The sequence below is a fragment of the Streptomyces mutomycini genome, from assembly GCF_001700505.1.
GTDB classification, from domain to species: Bacteria; Actinomycetota; Actinomycetes; order Streptomycetales; family Streptomycetaceae; genus Streptomyces; species Streptomyces mutomycini.
The window spans coordinates 1-864 of sequence record NZ_MAPV01000349.1; the positions used below are offsets into that span (position 1 = coordinate 1).

The following is an 864-nucleotide window of genomic DNA, read 5'->3' on the forward strand; positions in this document are numbered from 1 at the left end:
GTACGAGCAGCTCCCGGCGGCGGGTGCCGCCGGGAGCTGCTCGTACGGATCCGTGGACCTTGTGTCGCCCTGTCCCTGCCGTGCCTACAGGTGCGGCAGGATCGCCGGCATCAGGTCCTGGAACGTCCGGCCGTTGGCCGGGTTGCCGAGGGCCGTCATCTGCCAGCCGCTGCCCACGCGGTGAACCTTCGCCATGATCTGCGCCGTGTACTGGCCGCCGCCGTCCAGCGTGTAGCGGGCGAGCTCCTGGCCGTTGGTCTCGTCGACGATGCGGCAGAAGGCGTGTCGCACCTCCTGGAACGTCTGGCCGGTGAACGAGTTCACCGTGAAGACGATCTGGTCGATGTGGACCGGGACCCGCTGCAGATCGACCAGGATGGCCTCGTCGTCGCCGCCCGAGCCGGCGCCGCCGACCAGGTTGTCGCCGGTGTGCTTGACCGAACCGTCGTCGCTGACGAGGTGACGGAAGAACACGACGTCCACGGGCTGCTTGTCGGCGAAGAGCACCGCCGAGGCGTCCAGGTCGATCTCACGGGTGCGCGAACCGAACAGCCCGCGGCGCGGTGCCGCCTGCCAGCCGAGCCCCATCCGTACCGCGGTCAGGGTCCCCCCGTCGCTCTTCTGCAGGTTGATGGCCTGGCCCTTGGTCATGTTGACCGTCACGCGCTGTCCCCTCTCCGCTTGCCCCGCAACCATCGCTGTGCGGTTTTCCCGAACCCTACGCAGTCCGCGGAGGCGAAAAGCAGTGGCAGGGCGTTTTCGTGTCGGTCCTGCAACACTGCGGGCCCCCACCCGTCAGGCGAGCCCCGCCTCCCTCATCTGGCGCAGCTCCTTCTTGAGCTCCCCCACCTCGTCACGCAGCCG

Annotated in this window: 1 protein-coding gene; it reads right to left on the reverse strand. The window is 68.9% G+C overall.

Annotated features, from left to right (window positions below; genetic code table 11):
* Positions 1 to 84: 84 nt before the first annotated feature.
* Positions 85 to 663, reverse strand: a complete 579-nt coding sequence (locus BFF76_RS30380) for a TerD family protein (RefSeq protein ID WP_031094474.1) — start codon at positions 661 to 663, stop codon at positions 85 to 87.
* Positions 664 to 864 lie beyond the last annotated feature (201 nt).